This window comes from Streptomyces thermolilacinus SPC6 (genome assembly GCF_000478605.2).
Lineage (GTDB): Bacteria > Actinomycetota > Actinomycetes > Streptomycetales > Streptomycetaceae > Streptomyces > Streptomyces thermolilacinus.
This window is the reverse complement of the sequence record NZ_ASHX02000001.1, coordinates 3,369,568-3,385,243: the sequence shown is the minus strand read 5'-3', so window position 1 is coordinate 3,385,243 and position 15,676 is coordinate 3,369,568. Positions and strand designations below refer to the sequence as shown.

17 protein-coding genes and 1 tRNA gene are annotated in these 15,676 nt (G+C 72.8%); 16 read left to right on the top strand and 2 right to left on the bottom strand.

The features are described from left to right. The first annotated feature begins 9 nt into the window (after positions 1–9). The 3 genes from J116_RS14595 to J116_RS14585 are packed head-to-tail and all read left to right on the top strand — an operon-like array spanning position 10 to position 3,583. On the top strand, positions 10–1,353 hold the full coding sequence (locus J116_RS14595) for a nitrite reductase (protein WP_023587805.1): 1,344 nt from the start codon (positions 10–12) through the stop codon (positions 1,351–1,353). Continuing rightward, positions 1,350–1,985 carry a precorrin-8X methylmutase gene (locus tag J116_RS14590; RefSeq protein ID WP_037946698.1) on the top strand — a complete coding sequence of 212 codons (636 nt, stop codon included), beginning with the start codon at positions 1,350–1,352 and terminating at the stop codon, positions 1,983–1,985. Before J116_RS14595 ends, J116_RS14590 begins: the two co-directional genes overlap by 4 nt. After that, positions 1,982–3,583: a precorrin-2 C(20)-methyltransferase gene (locus J116_RS14585; protein ID WP_023587803.1), complete on the top strand. Its 1,602-nt coding sequence runs from the start codon at positions 1,982–1,984 to the stop codon at positions 3,581–3,583. Before J116_RS14590 ends, J116_RS14585 begins: the two co-directional genes overlap by 4 nt. Before the next feature lie 90 nt (positions 3,584–3,673). On the opposite strand, the gene J116_RS14580 is transcribed toward J116_RS14585, so the two are convergent. Then, the gene (locus J116_RS14580; protein ID WP_023587802.1) at positions 3,674–4,411 is read right to left on the bottom strand and encodes a cobalt-precorrin-6A reductase; all 738 of its coding nucleotides are present in this window, start codon (positions 4,409–4,411) and stop codon (positions 3,674–3,676) included. A gap of 12 nt (positions 4,412–4,423) precedes the next feature. Between J116_RS14580 and J116_RS14575 the strand changes: the two genes are divergently transcribed. The 5 genes from J116_RS14575 (at position 4,424) to J116_RS14555 (ending at position 9,393) form a co-directional block, all read left to right on the top strand. Further along, positions 4,424–5,536, top strand: coding sequence for a cobalt-precorrin-5B (C(1))-methyltransferase (locus J116_RS14575; RefSeq protein ID WP_023587801.1), 1,113 nt, complete (start codon positions 4,424–4,426; stop codon positions 5,534–5,536). Between the two features lie 208 nt (positions 5,537–5,744). Further along, a complete protein-coding gene (locus tag J116_RS14570; protein ID WP_023587800.1) occupies positions 5,745–6,350 on the top strand; it encodes an HhH-GPD-type base excision DNA repair protein in 606 nt (201 codons plus the stop codon). Between the two features lie 206 nt (positions 6,351–6,556). Next, the gene (locus tag J116_RS14565; protein ID WP_201258809.1) at positions 6,557–8,077 is read left to right on the top strand and encodes a M28 family metallopeptidase; all 1,521 of its coding nucleotides are present in this window, start codon (positions 6,557–6,559) and stop codon (positions 8,075–8,077) included. A gap of 273 nt (positions 8,078–8,350) precedes the next feature. Continuing rightward, positions 8,351–8,647: a type II toxin-antitoxin system VapB family antitoxin gene (locus J116_RS14560; protein WP_003999914.1), complete on the top strand. Its 297-nt coding sequence runs from the start codon at positions 8,351–8,353 to the stop codon at positions 8,645–8,647. A gap of 104 nt (positions 8,648–8,751) precedes the next feature. After that, positions 8,752–9,393: a LytR C-terminal domain-containing protein gene (locus J116_RS14555; RefSeq protein ID WP_023587798.1), complete on the top strand. Its 642-nt coding sequence runs from the start codon at positions 8,752–8,754 to the stop codon at positions 9,391–9,393. A gap of 237 nt (positions 9,394–9,630) precedes the next feature. Here J116_RS14555 and upp read toward each other — a convergent pair whose 3' ends face one another. Continuing rightward, positions 9,631–10,266: a uracil phosphoribosyltransferase gene (upp, locus tag J116_RS14550; RefSeq protein WP_028964060.1), complete on the bottom strand. Its 636-nt coding sequence runs from the start codon at positions 10,264–10,266 to the stop codon at positions 9,631–9,633. A 90-nt stretch (positions 10,267–10,356) separates the two neighbouring features. Here upp and J116_RS14545 point away from each other — a divergent pair, with 90 nt between their 5' ends. The 8 genes from J116_RS14545 to J116_RS14515 all read left to right on the top strand — a co-directional run bounded on the left by J116_RS14545 (position 10,357) and on the right by J116_RS14515 (position 15,340). Further along, positions 10,357–10,539 carry a hypothetical protein gene (locus J116_RS14545; protein WP_023587796.1) on the top strand — a complete coding sequence of 61 codons (183 nt, stop codon included), beginning with the start codon at positions 10,357–10,359 and terminating at the stop codon, positions 10,537–10,539. 435 nt (positions 10,540–10,974) lie between these two features. Next, a complete protein-coding gene (locus tag J116_RS14540) occupies positions 10,975–11,499 on the top strand; it encodes a tRNA adenosine deaminase-associated protein (RefSeq protein WP_023587795.1) in 525 nt (174 codons plus the stop codon). A gap of 143 nt (positions 11,500–11,642) precedes the next feature. Further along, positions 11,643–12,071, top strand: a complete 429-nt coding sequence (gene tadA / locus J116_RS14535) for a tRNA adenosine(34) deaminase TadA (RefSeq protein ID WP_028964059.1) — start codon at positions 11,643–11,645, stop codon at positions 12,069–12,071. Positions 12,072–12,161: 90 nt separating this feature from the next. Further along, a tRNA-Ser gene (locus J116_RS14530) sits at positions 12,162–12,249 on the top strand. 223 nt (positions 12,250–12,472) lie between these two features. Beyond that, positions 12,473–12,643, top strand: coding sequence for a hypothetical protein (locus J116_RS29915; RefSeq protein ID WP_023587793.1), 171 nt, complete (start codon positions 12,473–12,475; stop codon positions 12,641–12,643). Positions 12,644–12,652: 9 nt separating this feature from the next. After that, the gene (locus J116_RS14525; protein WP_023587792.1) at positions 12,653–12,946 is read left to right on the top strand and encodes a Dabb family protein; all 294 of its coding nucleotides are present in this window, start codon (positions 12,653–12,655) and stop codon (positions 12,944–12,946) included. A 197-nt stretch (positions 12,947–13,143) separates the two neighbouring features. Continuing rightward, positions 13,144–14,241 (top strand): RNA polymerase sigma factor SigF, encoded by a 1,098-nt coding sequence (locus J116_RS14520; RefSeq protein ID WP_394331485.1) that lies wholly within the window; start codon positions 13,144–13,146, stop codon positions 14,239–14,241. A gap of 244 nt (positions 14,242–14,485) precedes the next feature. Continuing rightward, positions 14,486–15,340: an RNA polymerase sigma factor SigF gene (locus tag J116_RS14515; RefSeq protein WP_028964057.1), complete on the top strand. Its 855-nt coding sequence runs from the start codon at positions 14,486–14,488 to the stop codon at positions 15,338–15,340. The last annotated feature ends 336 nt before the right edge of the window (positions 15,341–15,676 follow it).

Genomic DNA, 15,676 nt, shown 5'->3' with positions numbered 1-15,676 from the left:
GCTGCGCGTATGCTCGCCGCCATGCCGCCCACCTCGCCAAATCCCCGAAACGGGGGCGAAACCCACATACGGGAACGCGTTCGCGACCGCGCCGACGCGTGCCCCGGCGCGCTGCGGCTGCACCGCGCGGACGACGGCGGCCTCGCCCGTCTGCGGCTCCCCACCGGCGTGGTGACCGCCCGCCAGGTCGCGGCGCTGGCCGACGCGGCGGACCGTCTTGGCGACGGCCGGATCGGCGTCACCTCGCGCGGCAACCTCGACCTGCGCGGCCTGCCCGACGACTGCGGGCTCGCCCTCGCCGAACTGCTGGGCGGCGCCGGACTGCTGCCGTCCGCCGCGCACGAACGGGTGCGCAACATGGTCGTCTCGCCGCTGGCCGGAATCGACGGCCGGGGCTTCGGCGACGCCCAGGCATGGGCGCGCGAGCTGGACGCGCTGCTGTGCGCGCGGGCGTGGACGACGGGCCTGTCGGGGCGCTTCCTGTTCGCCGTGGACGACGGGCGCGGGGACGTGGCCCCGCTGGGCGGCGATGTGACGTTGCTCGCAGAGCCCGAGGGGCGCGCTCTGGTACGGATCGGTGGCCTGGCCTGGCGGGTGGGCGCGGGTGACGCCCCGGTGGCCGCGCTGGCCGCCGCTGAGGCGTTCCTGGCGGTCGCGCGGGAGGCCGGCACGGGTGCCTGGCGGGTCGCGGAACTGCCCCCTGGGACGACCCTGGAGGGCGCCGTGACGGAACGTCTGGCGGCTGCGGGGGTGGAGGCGGTCCGGGTGGACGCGGGGCCTGGCATGGCGGACGCGGCTCCTGGCCGGGCCGGTGCGCTGCCGGTCGCCGCGCGGGCCGACGCGGGCGGCCTGCCGGAGGCCGCCGCGCCGCCGGAGCCGGGACTGGTCGGTGACCGTGCCGTGTCGGTCGTGGCACCCCTGGGGCGGGTCACCAGCGAGCAGTTCCGCGCCCTGGCGGCCGGGCCCGCCGACGAGGTGCGGGTGACCCCGTGGCGCGGCTTCGTCGTGACGGGCCTGCCCGGCCGCGCGGCGGCTGAGGAGCGGCTCGCGGCACTGGACGCGGCCGGGTACCTCACCCGGCCCGGTTCGCCGTGGCTGGCGGTGAGCGCCTGCACGGGACGCCCCGGCTGCGGCAAGGCCCTGGCCGACGTACGGGCGGACGCGCGGCCGCTGGACGACGCGGCGCTGCGGGGCCTGCCCGTCCACTGGTCGGGGTGCGACCGGCGGTGCGGCCACCCGCAGGGCGACTGGGTGGACGTACTGGCCACCGGCGACGGCACGTACGACATCACCGTACGGACCGCGCGACGAGACAACGACGACGCACAGGCACAGGCACAGGCACAGAGATGAGCGGGAGCACAGTGTTCGACTACGAGAAGGACGGCGCGGAGATCTACCGCCAGTCCTTTGCCACGATCCGCGCCGAGGCGGATCTCGCGGGGCTGCCCGCCGACGTCAGCCAGGTCGCCGTGCGAATGATCCATGCCTGCGGCATGGTCGATCTCGTCCGCGACCTCGCCTACACGCCGGAGGTCGTCTCGCGCGCCCGCGCCGCCCTCCGCTCCGGGGCGCCGATCCTGTGCGACGCGCAGATGGTCGCCAGCGGCGTCACCCGGAAGCGGCTCCCCGCCGACAACGAGGTGATCTGCACCCTCTCCGACCCGTCCGTGCCGGGCCTCGCCGCCGAGCTGGGCACCACCCGCAGCGCGGCCGCGCTGGAGCTGTGGCGCGACCGGCTGGAGGGCTCGGTCGTGGCGATCGGCAACGCGCCCACCGCCCTGTTCCGGCTGCTGGAGATGATCCGCGACGGCGCGCCGCGCCCGGCGGCGGTCCTCGGCATACCGGTCGGGTTCATCGGCGCGGCCGAGTCGAAGGACGCGCTGGCGGCCTCGGACCTCGACCACATCGTCGTACGGGGCCGGCGCGGCGGCAGCGCCATGGCGGCCGCGGCGATCAACGCGATCGCGAGCGAGGCGGAATGAGCGAGCACGTTTCACGTGAAACAACGACCGGCGGCCCCACGGCGAACGGCACCGCCACGGCCACCGGCTCCCCCGCGCCGGGCACCCCCGCGCCGGGCGCCGGCAAGCTGTACGGCGTCGGCCTGGGCCCCGGCGACCCGTCGCTGATGACCCTGCGCGCGGTGGAGGCCATCGCCGAGGCGGACGTCGTCGCGTACCACTGCGCCCGGCACGGCCGGTCCATCGCCCGGTCCATCGCGGCGAAGCACATCCGCGAGGACCACATCGAGGAGCGGCTGATGTACCCGCTCACGGTGGAGACGACTGACCACCCCGGCGGCTACCGGGGCGCGCTGAACGACTTCTACGAGGAGGCGTCGGCGCGACTGGCGGCGCACCTCGACGCGGGCCGGACGGTGGCGGTGCTCGCCGAGGGCGACCCGCTGTTCTACGGCTCGTACCAGCACATGCACAAGCGTCTCGCGCACCGCTACGAGACCGAGGTCGTCCCGGGCGTCACCTCCGTCAGCGCCGCTGCCGCGACCATCGGCAAGCCGCTGGTGGAGGCCGAGGAGGTCCTGACGATCATTCCGGGGACCCTTCCCGAGGACGAGCTGACGGCCCGTATCGCCGCGACGGACTCGGCGGTGGTGATGAAGCTGGGCCGGACCTTCCCGGCGGTGCGCCGCGCCCTGGAGCGCACGGACCGGCTCGCGGACGCCCACTACGTGGAGCGCGCCACCATGGAGGGCTGCCGCACGGCTCCCCTCGCCGGGGTGGACCCGGAGTCGGTGCCGTACTTCTCGGTGGCGGTGCTGCCGTCCCGCGTGGACACGGGCCCGGCCGAACCGGAGCGGGGCGAAGTGGTGGTCGTCGGCACCGGTCCGGCGGGCCCGCAGTGGCTGACGCCGGAGACGCGGGGCGCGCTCGCCTCGGCGACGGACCTGGTCGGCTACACGACGTACCTGGACCGGGTGCCGGTACGGCCCGGCCAGCGGCGGCACGGCTCCGACAACAAGGTGGAGTCCGAGCGGGCCGAGTTCGCCCTGGACCTGGCGCGGCGCGGACGGCGCGTGGCGGTCGTCTCGGGCGGCGACCCCGGGGTGTTCGCGATGGCGACGGCCGTACTGGAGGTCGCGTCGCAGGAGGAGTACGCCGACGTCCCGGTGCGCGTCCTGCCGGGCGTGACCGCGGCGAACGCCGCCGCGGCGAAGGCGGGCGCCCCGCTGGGCCACGACTACGCCACGATCTCCCTGTCGGACCGGCTCAAGCCCTGGGAGGTCATCGCGGAGCGCCTGCGGGCCGCCGCCTCGGCCGACCTGGTGCTGGCGCTGTACAACCCTGGTTCGCGGAGCCGTACGTGGCAGGTCGCCAAGGCCCGTGAGCTGCTGCTGGAACTGCGCGCGCCCGACACCCCGGTGGTCGTGGCGCGGGACGTGGGCGGCCCCGAGGAGTCCGTCCGCGTGCTGCCGCTGGCCGACCTGGACCCGGACGAGGTCGACATGCGGACCCTTCTGCTGATCGGCTCCTCCCAGACGCAGGCCGTGCGGCGCGGTGACGGCAGCACGGTGGCGTGGACGCCGCGCCGCTACCCGGAGGCGCCACGAACTGGCGCCTGATCGGCACCACGCGACGCATCAGGACACCGGCCCGGCCGTCGAGCGGACCCCCTCCCGCATGACGGCCGGGTTTCTTCCCGGACCGGTCGCTCAGCCCGCCCGGGTGGCGACCCAGGCGGCGGCCTCCTCGACGGTCGCGGCGACCGGTACCCCGTCCGGGACGGGCGGGCGGCGCACGATCACCACCGGCACCCCGGCCTCGCGGGCGGCCACCAGTTTCGGGGCCGTGGCCGCGCCCCCGCTGTCCTTGGTGACCAGCACGTCGATCCCGTACGCGCGCAGCACCTCCCGCTCACCGTCCGGCGTGAACGGCCCCCGGTCGAGGAGCACCTCCATCCGCGCCGGGTGGGGAGGCTCCGGCGGGTCCACCGAGCGGACCAGGAACCACACGTCGGACACGTCCGCGAACGCCGCGAGGCCCATGCGCCCCGTGGTCAGGAACACCCGCCGCCCCAGCCCCCGCACGGTGTGCGCCGCCTCCTCCAGGGAGGCCACCGGGTGCCAGTCGTCACCGTCGCCGGGGGTCCACCCGGGGCGCCGCAGAGCGAGCAGGGGAACATGGGACGTGGCGGCGGCCCGCGCCGCGTTGAAACTGATCGTCCCGGCGAAAGGGTGAGTGGCGTCGATGACCGCGTCCACCTGGTGCTCCCGCGTCCAGCGGGCCAGGCCATCGGCACCGCCGAACCCGCCCACGCGCACCTCGCCGGGCAGCGGCTTCGGGCTGGCGACCCGCCCCGCGAGGGAGCTGGTCACGCGGACGCCGTCCGCGTGGAGCGTCTCCGCCAGACGGCGGCCCTCGGTGGTGCCGCCGAGGATCAACACATGCATGGGACACCGTCCATGAGTACGAGCGGGGGGCGCACCGCCCAACTCAAGCACACCGGCCTCCGGCCCGGCTGGACGACCGGTGCCTGCGCGACGGCGGCCACCACCGCCGCGTACACGGCGCTGCTGACCGGGGAGTTCCCCGACCCGGTGACGATCACGCTGCCGAAGGGGCAGACCCCGGCGTTCGCGCTCGCCGTGGAGGAGCACGGCGGCTCGTACGTGACGGCGGGCGTCGTGAAGGACGCGGGCGACGACCCGGACGTGACGCACGGGGCGCTCGTCCGCGCGACGGTACGGCTCCTGCCGCCCGGCTCCGGGGTGGTGTTCCGCGCGGGCGCCGGGGTCGGCACGGTCACCCGGCCCGGCCTGCCCCTCGACGTGGGCGAGCCGGCCATCAACCCGGTGCCGCGCCAGATGATCCGCGACCATGTGACGCGGGTCGCCGAGGCGCACGGCGGCACCGGCGACGTGGAGGTCACCGTCTCGGTGGACAACGGCGAGGAGATCGCCCGGTCCACGTGGAACCCCCGCCTCGGCATCCTGGGCGGCCTGTCCATCCTCGGCACGACCGGGATCGTCGTGCCGTACTCGTGCTCGGCGTGGATCGACTCCATCCGCCGCGGCGTGGACGTGGCCCGCGCGGCGGGCCGCACCCATGTCGCGGGGTGCACTGGCTCGACCTCCGAGAAGACCGTCACCTCCCTGTACGACCTGCCCGAGGACGCCCTCCTCGACATGGGCGACTTCGCGGGCGCCGTCCTGAAGTACATCCGCCGCCACCCGGTGGACCGGCTCACCATCTGCGGCGGCTTCGCGAAGCTGTCCAAGCTCGCCGCGGGCCACCTGGACCTGCACTCGGCCCGCTCCCAGGTGGACAAGTCGCTCCTGGCCGACCTGGCCCGCGCGGCGGGCGCCGACGAGTCCCTGGCCGCCGAGGTGGCCGTGGCCAACACGGGCCTGGCCGCCCTCCAGCTCTGCGCCGCCCGGGGCGTCCCCCTCGGCGACCGGGTCGCGGAGACCGCCCGCGACCAGGCCCTCGCCGTCCTCAGGGGCGCCCCGGTCACCGTGGACGTGGTCTGCATCGACCGGGCGGGCAACATCGTCGGCCGCAGCACCCCCCGCTAACGCGCCCCCGCGCCCCCTCCCCGGTCTCCCCCGCCCGCACCGCAGCGGCCGGCGGGCCAGGGGCCGGCGGGCCAGGGCCTCCGGGCGTCCAGGGCCTCCACCGCCCTGGACCGGGGCACCGCGCGGCGCCCCGGGACGGGACTCCCGGCGTGACCCCACAGGCGCACCCCGCCGTGCAGGCGGGCGCGCCTGGCACGATCATCGGTCCATGAGCACCCGTAGCCCGGAGATCCACCTCGCCCAGCAGCCCGAAGCGGACGCCCTCCTCTCCCGCAGCCCGCTGGCCGCGCTCACCGGCATGCTGCTGGACCAGCAGGTCCCCATGGAGTGGGCGTTCTCCGGGCCGTACACGATCGCCACGCGCATGGGCGCCGACGACCTGGACGCGCACGCGATCGCCGCGCACGACCCGGAGGACTTCGCGGCGCTGCTGTCCGTCAAGCCGGCGGTGCACCGCTATCCCGGTTCGATGGCGCAGCGCGTCCAGCAGCTGTGCCGCTATCTCGTCGAGGAGTACGACGGGGACGCCGGGGCGGTCTGGCGGGACGTGACCAGCGGCAAGGAGCTGCTGGCGCGGCTGGAGGCGCTGCCCGGCTTCGGCAAGCAGAAGGCGCAGATCTTCCTCGCGCTGCTGGGCAAGCAGTACGGGGTGCGGCCCAAGGGCTGGCGGGAGGCGGCCGGGGCGTACGGGGAGGCGGGCTCCTACAGGTCGGCCGCTGACATCACGGGCCCCGAGTCGCTGGCGAAGGTACGCGCATACAAGCAGGAGGCGAAGCGCGCGGCCAAGGCCGCGAAGGAGAACACGTCGAAGTAGTCGTCGTCCGGTCATGCGCCAAGCGTGGCTGCCCGAGGGGAAGTTACCCGGTGATTCATCCACAGCTTTCGCGAATAGTACGAAAAAATGATGCAAGTTGTGGGAGATCTGTTCACAGAAGCCCGACCGGTCGCTAGCTTCCCCTCAACCTCGTCCGTACGGGAAGGACCTCTGTGAACTCATCCCATCGCAGAGCCGTGGCCGCCATGGCCGCAGCCGCACTCGCGACCCCGCTTCTGCTGGCCTCCGCCTCCCCCGCTTCCGCCGACCGCGCCACCCCGGCGAAGGAGGCGTCGAAGCTCGCCGCCAGGCTGGTCGACTCGGCCTCCGCCGACGACGCCCACCGGCACCTGCGGAAGTTCCAGCAGATAGCCGACTCGGCCGGCGGCAACCGCGCGGCGGGCACGCTCGGCTACGACGCGTCGGCCGCGTACGTGTACACGCAGCTCAAGAAGGCCGGGTACGACGTCTCGTACCAGGACTTCACCTTCATGTACACGGAGACGCGGGCGCAGAAGCTGTCCGTCGTCTCACCCCAGCCCCGCGACATCACCGTCTCCGCGATGACGTACACCAAGTCCACCCCGGTGGGCGGCACGAAGGCCGCCCTGGCCGCCGCCCCGGTGGACGCGGACGGCTCGCACGGCTGTGAGCCCGCCGACTTCGCCGCGGGGGCGTTCACCGGCAAGGTGGCGCTCATCCAGCGCGGCGGCTGCACGTTCGCGGCGAAGCAGGCCCACGCCGCCGCGGCCGGCGCCGTCGTCGCCCTCGTCTACAACAACGTGGACGGCGCCCTCAGCGGCACGCTCGGCTCCTCCGACGCCGCGAAGATCCCCACGGGCGGCGTCTCGAAGGCGGACGGCGAGGCGCTCGCCGCCGCCGTGGCCGCCGGTCCGGTCGAGGTGAACGTGGAGATCCGCCAGCTCCAGGAGCAGCGGACCACGCGGAACGTCATCGCCGAGACCCAGCGGGGCAACGCCGCGAACACCGTGATGCTCGGCTCCCACCTCGACTCGGTCACCGCGGGCCCCGGCATCAACGACAACGGCTCAGGCTCCGCCGGTCTTCTCGATGTGGCCCTCAAGTTCGCCAAGTACAAGGACAAGACGTCCAACAAGGTGCGGTTCGCCTGGTGGGGCGCGGAGGAGAACGGCCTGCTGGGCTCCGAGCACTACGTCGGCGCCCTCGACGACCTCGGTCGCAAGGAGATCAAGCTCTACCTCAACTTCGACATGATCGCCTCGCCCAACTACGGCCTGTTCGTCTACGACGGCGACAACTCCGACGGCGTCGGCGCCCCCGCGGGCCCGGCGGGCTCCGCCCAGCTGGAGCGCGACATCAACGCGTTCCTCGACAAGCAGGGCCACCCGCACGAGGGCACGGACTTCACCGGCCGCTCCGACTACGGCCCGTTCATCGAGGTGGGCATCCCGTCCGGCGGCACGTTCACGGGCGCCGAGGGCATCAAGACCGCCAAGCAGGCCGAGAAGTTCGGCGGCACGGCCGGTGTCGCGTACGACCCCTGCTACCACGCGGCCTGTGACGACCTGGACAACATCAGCATGACGGCGTTCGACGCCAACATCGACGTCATAGCCAACGCCGTGGGCACCTACGCCCACGACCTGAGCTCGCTGCGCAAGCCGGTCGAGTCCGTCCCCACGGACGGCGACGCGGGCAGCGGCGGCGGCCTGCACGACGACCACGACCACGAGGTCACCGAGTGACGCACGAAGTCGCCGAGTGACACCCGAGGTCACCGTGTGACACACGAGGTCATCGAGTAACACGTGTGTGGCCACCGCGCCGCCACCCGGCCAACGGCCCGTGGCGGCGCGGTGGCGCCCTCCGGCGGCCCCTCCACCAGGGCGCCGGAGTGTCATCCCTCGTGGCCATGTGATCGAAAAGCCCGCTTCCCTCCGGATCGTCATGTCCCTCTCGGGAGGGCATCCACCTCCGCGTGGCTGCGCCGGGTGCCGCTTGCCCGGTAGGCTTTCCGTGTGATCTTCAAGCGCATCGGTAACGGGCGGCCGTATCCCGACCACGGCCGGGAAAGCACCCGGCAGTGGGCGGATGTCGCGCCGCGTCCGGTCCGCCTCGATCAGCTCGTGACGACCAAGGGCCAACTGGACCTCGAAACGCTCCTCGCCGAGGACTCGACGTTCTACGGCGACCTCTTCGCGCACGTCGTGAAGTGGCAGGGCGACCTGTACCTGGAGGACGGCCTCCACCGCGCTGTGCGCGCGGCGCTGCAACAGCGGCAGGTACTGCACGCCCGCGTGCTGGAGCTCGACTGATCCCGTTCGGGGAATGACCCTTTCCGGGGCGATTCCCACCCGACCGGCCCTCAGTCGCTGATCGTTTAGTAGGCATAGTCACCGGGTCGCATTACGCTGCGCCCATGAGCATGCTCACTCCCCCCGGTATGGGCGGAAAGTACCGCATCACGGGCACCGCGTACCCCCGTATGCGCCGACCGCGTCGCCGTGGCCGGATCGTGGTCGTCGGCATCGCCGCGGCAGCCGCGCTGGGCCTGGCCGGCTGGGGGACGTTCCAGCTCATCGACGTGTTCGGCGGAGGCGACAAGAACGCCGTACGGTCCGCGGCCGCCGAGGCGTGCAAGCCCGCCAAGCCGACGCCCGCGACACAGGCCGCCGTCTTCCCGAAACCGGCCGCCATCACGGTGAACGTCTACAACGCCACCCCGCGTGCCGGGCTCGCGAAGACCACCGCCGACGAACTGAAGAAGCGCGGCTTCACCATCGGAAAGATCGGCAACGCACCGGCCGCCTACGACAAGAAGGTGCCCGGCCCCGGCATCCTGCTCGGCGCCCCGGGCGCCGCGAAGGGCGCCTTCCCGGTCCTCGGCACCCAGCTGAAGGGCACCACGACCAAGACCGACACGCGGGCGACGGCGGACGTGGACCTGATCATCGGGACGGCGTTCAAAGCCCTGGCCGCCCCCGAGGACGCGACGGCCTCGATGACCGCCCTCCTGAACCCGAAGCCCGCCCCCACGAACTGCGCCCCGAAGCAGCAGTAGCGGGTACCGGGCAGGCCGTAGGCGAAGGCCCAGGACATACGCCCGTCCGGCCACTCATCACGATCGGCCCCGTGCCCCCGAGACGCCCCGCAGGCCGTGGGCGGGCTCCGCAGGCCAGCCACGGGTGGGCACCCGCGGGCCGCAGCAACGATGGGCGCCGGAAACACCACGGGCCCCCGTGCCGCCGCGTGGCGGCCCAGGGGCCCGGTGGCGGCCCCGCAGGGGGCCGCGGGAGAACTACTCCGCCGTGCCGTACATCCGGTCACCGGCGTCGCCGAGCCCGGGCACGATGTAGCCGTGCTCGTTGAGGCGCTCGTCGATCGAGGCCGTGACGACCGTGACCGGCGTGCCCGCCAGCTCGCGCTCCATCACCTCGACGCCCTCCGGCGCCGCCAGCAGCACGACCGCCGTCACATCGTCGGCACCGCGCTTGATCAGCTCGCGGATCGCCGCGACCAGCGTGCCGCCCGTGGCGAGCATCGGGTCGAGGACGTACACCTGCCGCCCGGACAGGTCCTCGGGCATCCGCGTCGCGTAGGTGGACGCCTCCAGCGTCTCCTCGTTGCGGATCATGCCGAGGAAGCCCACCTCGGCGGTCGGCAGCAGCCGCACCATGCCGTCGAGCATGCCCAGACCGGCGCGCAGGATCGGCACCACCAGGGGCCGCGGGTGCGACAGCTTCACACCGGTCGTCGCGGTGACCGGGGTCTCGATGCCGACCTGCTCGGTGCGCACGTCACGCGTCGCCTCGTACGCGAGCAGGGTCACCAGCTCGTCGGCGAGCCGCCGGAAGGTGGGGGAGTCGGTGCGCTTGTCGCGCAGTGTGGTGAGTTTGTGCGCCACCAGCGGGTGGTCGACGACGTGGGTCCGCATGCCCACAACAGTAGCCCGCACTGGCATCAACCCACGCGCCGGAGGGAAGGTGGAGTCGGACGAACGCATCTGCGGGGTGGTGGTGAGACCATGCCTGACCAGGAAGAACGCGGGGACCGCAAGGCGGCGGACGACGCCGAGCGCAGGCGCCGCAGAGCACAGTTCCTGCGTGAACTGAACGAGGCACGGGCGCTGCGCGAACGCGTCCAGCCGCGCCGCGCCAGAGCGGCCCGGATGCGGCAGCAGATGCGCATGCGGACCTTCCGCTGGTGACCGCGGCCCGCCCACGATCCAGGCCGCCGCACGGCTCCCAACACGGACCGCCGTACGGCTCCCACAGGCCCCCGACAGCCTCCCCACAGCTCCCATGCGGGCTCCCCACAGCCCCCGTGCGGCTCCCCACAGCTCCGGTACGGCTCTCCTGAAGCTCCCCTACAGCTCACCTACAGCTCCCGTACGGCTCCGTACCGCTTCCGAACCGGCCCACGCCCCGCCCCCCGCCGCGAAGCACTGGTGATCATCATCACGGCCGGTCGGGGAGTACGGGGGCCGGGGTGACGCCGACCGGGTCAGGGGCTCAGACTGGTGCACGACGCAAGAGCGGAACACCTCTCCTCGAAGCGCCGCATCTGCCACGATGCCGAGTGGGCGGGGCATTCAGGAGCGTGCCGCCCGATCGTCACACCTCTGATCAGTGGGAGAGTCACGGTGTACTTCGCCGCACTGCTCACGCTCACCGAAGACGGGTGGGTAGCGAGCGACACAGAGCTCGACGATGTGGAGACCCTGGCGGATCTGACCGACCTGGCCCGCGAAGCCTCGCCGGACGACGACACGGTGCTCGTCTTCATCGAGCAGGAGGACGCGTGGTTCGGCATCGTCCGCGTGGAGGGCGAGGAAGACCCTCGCATCTTCGTGTCGGACGGGGCGGCCGCCGCCCGCTCCTCGTACGGGGAGATCCTCACCAGGGAACTGCTGGGCGACGACCGGGCCGACGACACCGCCGACCTGGACGCGCTGGACCTGGACGGCACCGAGGACGGGGAGCCGGACGACACCGAGGAGGAGACGCAGGCGGCGGCCGAGACCGTGCCCGCCGCGCCGGTCGGCGACCGGCTGATCCTGGACGACCTGGGCATGTCGGAGAAGGAGCTGCTGGCTCTCGGCACCGACGCGCTCACCGAGATCGCGGACGCGCTCGGGGCCTCCGAGATGCTGGAGACCGTCCGCTAGTGCCCGCCCCCTCGACGGGCGACCCCGCGCCGCCCGACCCCATATCCCCTACGACAGGCCCCGGCAGCGGCGTTCCCGGACCGGAGCCCGACGCCGCGCCCGATCCCGCGCCCGACCCCGTGCGCGCCCCCTGGCGGGCGCCCATGGAGCGGGCGTTGGCGGAGGCCGAGCGTGCCGCGCTGGCCGGCGACGTGCCGGTCGGCGCGGTGGTGCTCGGCCCGGACGGCGCCCTCCTCGCGACCGGGCACAACGAGCGCGAGGCCACCGGCGATCCGACCGCGCACGCCGAAGTGCTGGCGCTGCGCCGCGCGGCACAGCGGCTCGGCGAGTGGCGGCTGACCGGCTGCACGCTCGTGGTGACGCTGGAGCCGTGCGTCATGTGCGCGGGCGCCCTCGTCCAGTCCCGCGTGGACCGGCTGGTGTTCGGCGCGCTCGACGAGAAGGCCGGCGCGGTCGGCTCGCTCTGGGACCTCGTACGGGACCGGCGGCTCAACCACCGCCCCGAGGTCCTCCACGGAGTGCTGGCCGAGGAGTGCGCCGGGCTGCTCACCCGGTTCTTCCGCGACCGCTGAACCGGGCCCCGCGCCCCGGCCCAGAGCCTCCGCCCCGGCGGCCCGATACGGATTTCTGCGTCGGGGCACCTTTGGGCTAAGCTCTCTCTCGGTAGCGTGTCCGAGCGGCCGAAGGAGCTCGCCTCGAAAGCGAGTGTGGCGCAAGTCACCGAGGGTTCAAATCCCTCCGCTACCGCCAGCAACACCCCTCCGGGGCGCGGAAACGCGACACGGAGGGGTGTTTCGCGTTCCCGGTCCCCGGGTTCACCGCCGCCCCCCCGCCGCACGGGACGGGAACCACCCGCCCCGCGCCCGCGTCCCCAAGAGCGGCGAACGGCCCGGATCTTCACGGCCCCGGCCCATCGGTGCTCGGTTAGACTCACCCGACCGCCGAGGGAATCGCAGGGAGAGACGGGGAGAAAGTGACGATGGCGCAGGCGAAGAAGATCACGCTGTACGCCCTCACCGTCTTCGTGCTCTACACGATCATCCAGTCCCCCGACCGGGCCGCAGACCTCGTCCAGATAGGCTTCGAGGGCATTTCGAGTGCCGCTCAAGCGGTCGGCGAGTTCATGACCGCCCTCATCAACTAGGAGTCCCGAGTGATCCGCCACCTGGTCCTCTTCAAGCTCAACGAGGGTGTACGACGCGACGAGCCGCGCGTCGAGGCGGGCGTACGGGCCTTCCAGGAGCTCGGCGGTGTCATCCCGGAGCTGACGTTCTGGGAGTGCGCCTGGAACATCAGCGACCGCCCGATCGCGTACGACTTCGCCATCAACTCCGCCGTCGAGGACCTGGACGCCCTCAAGCGGTACGTCGAGCACCCGGCCCACCAGGCGGCCGCCGGGCAGTGGCGCGAGTTCGCCACTTGGGTGGTCGCGGACTACGAGTTCTGAGCCGTCCCACAGCAGTCCTCCGGCAGGAGCCCCGCACCTCTGTGGTGCGGGGCTCCCCCTTTTGCGGCCGTCCCCGGGCCTTCAACACGGCGTTATGGGGTGCTTGCACACAGTGGACATGTCTTGTGATGCTATGACCGCTTTTGACGGAGGACTTGACCGAAGTTGACCGCTAGCCGTGAAGGGGTGGCGTGAACGTGCCGGCCAGTACCACGCCTCACCAGGTGCCACCCCAGAACGAGCCGCAAAGCGACCCGGCGAGGCCGCCGCAGACCGGCGCCCAGTCCGGCACCCAGCCCGGCCCTCGTTCCGGCACCCAGTCCGACCCCCGGCCTGCCTCGCGGCCCGGCCCGCAAGGGCCTCAAGCCGACCCCCTCGGCGATTCCCGTCCGGCACCCCGCACCGCTTCCCACGCGACGCCCCCGGCCCGGCACCCCGGCCGGCCCTCCGCCGAGCCGGGCGCCGGATCGCCCCCCGCACCGGCCGCCGAACCCCCAGCCGAGCCCGTGTCCGAGCAGGAAGCCCGCGTCCGCAGGACCGCCGACACCCGGGCCCTCACACAGGTCCTCTTCGGCGAGCTGAAGAAGCTGGAGCGCGGCACCGCCGAGCACACCCGCGTCCGCGCCGCCCTCATCGAGGCCAACCTGCCGCTCGTCCGGTACGCCGCCGCCCGCTTCCGCTCCCGCAACGAGCCGATGGAGGACGTCGTCCAGGTCGGCACGATCGGCCTGATCAACGCCATCGACCGGTTCGACCCCGACCGGGGCGTGCAGTTCCCGACCTTCGCGATGCCGACCGTCGTCGGGGAGATCAAGCGGTACTTCCGGGACAACGTCCGCACGGTCCACGTCCCGCGCCGCCTCCACGAACTGTGGGTGCAGGTCAACGGCGCCACCGAGGACCTGACCACCCTTCACGGCAGGTCCCCCACGACCGCCGAGATCGCGGAGCGGCTCAAGATCTCCGAGGAGGAGGTCCTGTCCTGCATCGAGGCGGGCCGCTCGTACCACGCGACCTCGCTCGAAGCGGCCCAGGAGGGCGACGGGCTGCCCGGCCTGCTCGACCGGCTCGGCTACGAGGACCCCGCACTCGCGGGCGTCGAACACCGTGACCTCGTACGGCATCTGCTGGTCCAGCTGCCCGAACGCGAGCAGCGGATCCTGATGCTCCGTTACTACCGCAACCTGACGCAGTCCCAGATCAGCCAGGAGCTCGGCGTCTCCCAGATGCACGTGTCGAGGCTCCTCGCGCGCAGCTTCGCCCGGCTGAGGTCCGCAAATAGGATCGATGCTTAACTCGAACGGGTAGAGCGACCAGAGTCGTTTGGTCCACGATCAGCCGCTCCAAAAGCCGCGAACCACCAACTTCCGGGGCATTTTCACCGCCGCCATGTCGACAAGTCACTACAGCGTGTTGCCGACATGTGACATTCTGCTGGAACCGCGTTTGCCGCAGTCTCGGCGCCGGTATCTCACGTGGAGGCTGCGTTCCTCCGATGGTCGCGGCTCACGCGACCGTCCGCGACCTCAAGGGGGTGGCATGTCCGCAGAACAGGGCAGCTCGAAGGTTCTCACGCTCACGCAGAGCGAGCCGGCCGCGCTTCCCGACACCTCGGAAGCCATCGACACGCGCACGCTCTCCCGCTCCCTGTTCCTCCGCCTGCGCGCGCTGGACGCGGCGGGGGTGGCGGCGGACAGCCCGGATCGGATGTACGTCCGCGACACGCTCATCGAGCTCAACCTCCCGCTCGTGCGGTACGCGGCCGCCCGCTTCCGCTCGCGCAACGAGCCGATGGAGGACATCGTCCAGGTCGGCACGATCGGCCTGATCAAGGCGATCGACCGGTTCGACTGCGAACGGGGCGTGGAGTTCCCGACATTCGCGATGCCGACCGTCGTCGGGGAGATCAAGCGCTTCTTCCGCGACACCTCGTGGTCGGTGCGGGTGCCGCGCCGCCTCCAGGAGCTGCGGCTGGCGCTCACCAAGGCCGGCGACGAGCTGGCGCAGAAGCTCGACCGCTCCCCGACCGTGCCCGAACTCGCCGCCGTTCTGGGCGTGTCCGAGGAGGACGTGGTGGACGGCCTGGCCGTGGGGAACGCGTACACCGCCTCGTCGCTCGACTCGCCGTCGCCGGAGGACGACGGCGGGGAGGGCTCGCTCGCGGACCGCCTCGGCTACGAGGACAGCGCGCTCGAAGGCGTCGAGTACCGCGAGTCGCTGAAGCCGCTGCTGGCCAAACTTCCCGCGCGGGAGCGGCAGATCATCATGCTGCGGTTCTTCGCCAACATGACGCAGTCGCAGATCGGCGAGGAGGTCGGCATCTCCCAGATGCACGTCTCCCGGCTGCTGACGCGCACGCTGGCGCAGCTGCGTGAGGGCCTCATCGCCGACTGACCGACCCGCCCGCCCGGCCCCGTGGGCTGGCCCCGGAGGCCGGGCGGACGCAATCCGAAGACGTACGACTCCGGGCGCGCCCCGCAGCGCACGGGCACCCGACCGGCCCTGACCGCCCGCCCGCACCCGCGCCCCGGCGCTCCATGACGCCTCCGCGCGCCGCCCGCGCGCCGCGCACGCCCGCGTCACGCCACGGCACGGAGCCACACGCGCGCGCACGGCGCCACCAGGAGGCCGTACCGGCGCATGAAACGCCGCGCACCGAGGTCGTACGAGAGCTCAGAAGCGCGGCCGACAAGGGGCGGGAAGAGCGCGGTACCGCGCCGCACGACGCCC